The 4,029-nt window shown below is 45.0% G+C and carries 4 protein-coding genes and 1 pseudogene; 4 read left to right on the top strand and 1 reads right to left on the bottom strand.

Annotated features, from left to right (window positions below):
• The 3 genes and pseudogenes from Q0C11_RS14555 to Q0C11_RS14545 form a co-directional block, all read left to right on the top strand.
• Positions 1 to 113: pseudogene (locus Q0C11_RS14555) on the top strand (IS1595 family transposase); the annotation flags it as partial.
• 622 nt (positions 114 to 735) lie between these two features.
• Positions 736 to 1,347 carry a hypothetical protein gene (locus tag Q0C11_RS14550; protein WP_293009199.1) on the top strand — a complete coding sequence of 204 codons (612 nt, stop codon included), beginning with the start codon at positions 736 to 738 and terminating at the stop codon, positions 1,345 to 1,347.
• A 95-nt stretch (positions 1,348 to 1,442) separates the two neighbouring features.
• Positions 1,443 to 1,832 (top strand): surface-adhesin E family protein, encoded by a 390-nt coding sequence (locus Q0C11_RS14545; RefSeq protein ID WP_293009197.1) that lies wholly within the window; start codon positions 1,443 to 1,445, stop codon positions 1,830 to 1,832.
• 186 nt (positions 1,833 to 2,018) lie between these two features.
• On the opposite strand, the gene Q0C11_RS14540 is transcribed toward Q0C11_RS14545, so the two are convergent.
• On the bottom strand, positions 2,019 to 3,476 hold the full coding sequence (locus tag Q0C11_RS14540; RefSeq protein WP_293009195.1) for a catalase: 1,458 nt from the start codon (positions 3,474 to 3,476) through the stop codon (positions 2,019 to 2,021).
• Between the two features lie 371 nt (positions 3,477 to 3,847).
• Between Q0C11_RS14540 and Q0C11_RS14535 the strand changes: the two genes are divergently transcribed.
• A partial coding sequence (locus Q0C11_RS14535) for a cold-shock protein (protein WP_293009193.1) occupies positions 3,848 to 4,029 on the top strand: 182 nt, incomplete at its 3' end.

Genomic DNA, 4,029 nt, shown 5'->3' with positions numbered 1-4,029 from the left:
ACCTCGGATGGCACAGAATGATTGACCGTCTCGGTCAAAGTATTACACCAATCCTTTGTTTTATAGCATCTCTTGGCAAAACAAGGCAGGTTCAACAACTAATTGTGACATAGCCTTAATAAACGTTAAGCTATCATCCAACTGAAGAACTACTAAGTCTCCAATACCTGGGATAAATGCGATGAATGTGGATGAAACGCCTGACGCTACTCAAAAGACAATCCATCAATCTGAACAATCAGAGAGCACACGTTCTAAGGAACAAAAAAAAAATCGAACCTGATCCGTCCACGTCTCTTGATCGCTTAATAGCTTCCATTCCAGTACAGATTAAAAACAACTGATTCTGGATTCTTGCTTACAGTTTCAATTTTATTTATTTCGTCGTGGCATTGATACGCGTCAATCTTGGCGATGCCTCATTGACGATTCCGATACCGCCGGGAATGATCTTCACTTGCATTATTTAGTTGTTTCAAATCGAACTCAACGTCTGTCGATGCCCTAGAATCTACCAAGCATTCAGCAGCTGCGGACCCTGATGAGCAACTGAATAATCAGGCAGCGAAAGATACCTCCACCACTTACCCGCAATCAGTCGGCGCGTGGGTTATCAGTATCGGTGGCTATGTCAATAAATACTCGAGCAACCACTCTGATTCTTATGGCAAAGCAGTCACTTGCGAAGTCAGCGGAGGCCTGCTGGTTCCCCTTTATTTTATTATTCTTGCATTAATGGGCGGCAGTATCAGCCTGACCAGGCGGTTGCCAGAGCTGCAAAAGCAAGCGGGTGTAGAACATATCGCCACAGAAAAGCAACCCAAACTCACACAATATGAGTTCCGCGAATATTTGATCTTTCAAATGGTGCAATTCATTTCAGCGCCATTTCTGGCGATTCTTGCGTACTACCTGATCGTACCGAGCAATACCACCAATGCGGTCGCTTTAGCATTCACCGCTGGATTCGCATCCGAAACGATTCTGCTGATGGTGCGATCCATCGTCAATAAAATCTATCCGAATAGCCGTTCCGGGCCTCAATACGGCGCCATTGCCGGGGTCGTGACATTGAGCAACAAAGATGAAAGTTTCGAGAAACCGGCACAAAAAGCTGAGGTATTAATATCTGAATCACCACAAATTCATTCGATTACCGATGAGAAGGGATTCTATATCCTCGGAAATGTCCCGGTAGGTGAACATAGCATTAGCATCAAATACACAACACAAGTTAATAATAAATTGGAAGAAAGAACAAAAAAAGACACAGTAAAAATTGAACGCGCACAGGCAATTGTTAAAAAAAATGTTGTCCTCACTGCAGAAAATTCGACACAACAATAATACTGATGCATCCGCTATGATTGTTACTAAATAAGCGGTACTATTAAGCATACTGTGCTTAATACAATTATTTTGATAACAAACAAAATTGAAACATGATAAAACTATTAGCTTTAGCAATGATCCTGATTAGTACCAACGCGATGGCGGAATGGACCAAAGTAGGTGAAAGTGATCTTAGAGGCGGCTTTACTGCCTATGCCGATCTGACTTCAATTAGCAAGGTCGGCGACCGGGCTAAAATGTGGGCTTTGTTTGACTACCAAACCGTGCAGAAAAGCTCCGGTGTTGAATATTTATCGGAGATAATCCGCCGCGACTACGATTGCAAACAAAAACAAATGCGCAAGCTAGCCTACAAGTTCTTCAGCTGGAACATGGAAGGCGGCGATCTGATCCGCTCTTACAACCAGCCGCAAAAATGGGTACCGGTTCCACCCGATAGCGTCGATGAAGCAGAATGGAAGATCGCTTGTAACGATTGACTTATTGCAGTATGTTGTCAGCATGTAATCCATGTGATTAAGCAGCAAGTGGATAATTCATGGCATCAGCAATAATTTCCTGATTTTCTGAATCAATCTCATCCGATACAATGCGTTATAACTTATGCTCTTCTTTCTGCTGCCCCTATGTTAGAGCTTACCCGGATAAATGACGTATGCCCCACCCTAAGCAGTAGCGTCCGATAACGAAATACCCAAAGCGTCAGCAATGCCTTCTCCATACGCAGGATCAGCCTTCAGGCAATGCCGGATATGGCGGATCTGAATCTCGCGCGGAGCAGCGCTGATCGAATTAGCCGTGTTTGCAAACAAGATTTGTTGTTGCGCTGGCGTCATCAGACGGAACAGAGCACCGGGTTGCGAAAAATAGTCGGCATCTTCACGATGATTCCAATGATCGGCAGCACCTTCAACCGATAGCGGCGGTTCACGAAAATCCGGCTGCTCCTGCCATTCTCCATAGCTATTGGGTTCATAACCGAGCGTCCCGCCGTGATTACCGTCAACACGCATCTGACCATCGCGGTGATAGCTGTGAAACGGGCAGCGCGGCGCATTAACGGGTATTAAATGATGATTGACACCAAGCCGGTAGCGTTGCGCATCGCCATAAGAGAAAAGACGGGCTTGCAGCATTTTATCCGGCGAGAAGCTGATACCAGGCACAACGTTAGCCGGATTAAAAGCTGATTGCTCAACCTCAGCGAAAAAATTTTCCGGATTGCGATCGAGTTCCATCATACCCACTTCGATCAGCGGAAAATCTCTGTGCGGCCATACCTTGGTCAGGTCAAACGGATTGTATGGCACTTTGGATGCATCAGCTTCCGGCATGATCTGTATGTGCAACGTCCATTTCGGGCAGTCGCCACGTTCGATGGCTTCATACAAGTCACGCTGATGACTTTCACGATCCTTGCCGATAATAGCTTCGGCTTCTGCGTCAGTCAGATTCTTAATACCTTGCTGGCTTTTGAAGTGGAATTTAACCCAGAAACGTTCGTTGTTAACGTTGATAAAACTAAAGGTGTGCGAGCCGAAACCATGCATGGTGCGATAACTGGCGGGAATACCGCGGTCAGACATGACGATGGTGATCTGATGCAGTGCTTCCGGCAACGAAGTCCAGAAATCCCAATTGTTTTTTGCGCTACGCATGTTGGTGCGCGGGTCACGCTTGACAGCATGATTCAAGTCGGAAAACTTGAGTGGGTCGCGCATGAAAAACACCGGCGTGTTATTGCCAACCATGTCCCAGTTACCTTCCTCAGTATAAAATTTGACTGCGAAGCCGCGAATGTCGCGCTCAGCATCTGCCGCGCCCCGCTCACCGGCAACAGTGGTAAATCGCGCAAAAAGATCAGTTTTTTTGCCTATGTGCGAGAAAATTTTAGCGCGCGTGTACCGCGTGATGTCGTGTGTCACAGTGAACGTGCCGTAAGCACCAGAACCTTTTGCGTGCATGCGTCGCTCCGGGATCACTTCGCGATCGAAATGCGCCAGTTTCTCGAGCAGCCAAACATCCTGCAATAACACGGGTCCTCGTGGCCCGGCTGTCATGGTATTTTGATTATCGGGTACGGGCACACCGGCAGCCGTAGTCAATTTTTTTGAATCACTCATAGCAATCTCCTTGTAACCTAAATTGGCAATTTTCAATTGTTAAAGCTAAATAGACAACGAATTTAGGCAAATATCTTCGACAATATTATTTCTTCATACCTATAATTCGCTCGTTAAAATATCCGCCGCACAGGCTCTTAACCAATTATTATCATGAGGTTGTGAATTTCCATAATGAAGACTCAATCTTCACTATGGAAATCAAAATAATAAAAACTTGAACTTTACCAGTAAACGTGTATCTTATACGGGTCTTTTGGATTCAAGTTGTGAAATGTGATGCGATTGCTTGAGCTTTTTCCTTGATATTCGATGACTACTATGGAATCTCATGGTTGCAGCATAAATTATTAATTATTAAGGAAATAGATATGGCAACAGGTACAGTAAAATGGTTTAATGATTCTAAAGGTTTTGGTTTTATCACCCCGGATGACGGTGGAGAAGACATATTTGCTCACTTCTCTGCAATCACCAGTGGCGGTTATAAATCACTACGAGAAGCTCAGCGTGTTACCTTCGACATCACAACTGGCCCTAAGGGTAAACAAGC

This window comes from Nitrosomonas sp. (assembly GCF_022842015.1).
Classification (GTDB): Bacteria; Pseudomonadota; Gammaproteobacteria; order Burkholderiales; family Nitrosomonadaceae; genus Nitrosomonas.
Note: the sequence above shows the minus strand (reverse complement) of the source record. Positions and strands in the feature narration are given on the sequence as shown.

Excerpts from the sequence above, each read along its gene's own strand:
- Q0C11_RS14550 (WP_293009199.1), top strand. The coding sequence starts at position 736 with ATGGGCGGCAGTATCAGCCTGACCAGGCGGTTGCCAGAGCTGCAAAAG.
- Q0C11_RS14545 (WP_293009197.1), top strand. The coding sequence starts at position 1,443 with ATGATAAAACTATTAGCTTTAGCAATGATCCTGATTAGTACCAACGCG.
- Q0C11_RS14540 (WP_293009195.1), bottom strand. The coding sequence starts at position 3,476 with ATGAGTGATTCAAAAAAATTGACTACGGCTGCCGGTGTGCCCGTACCC.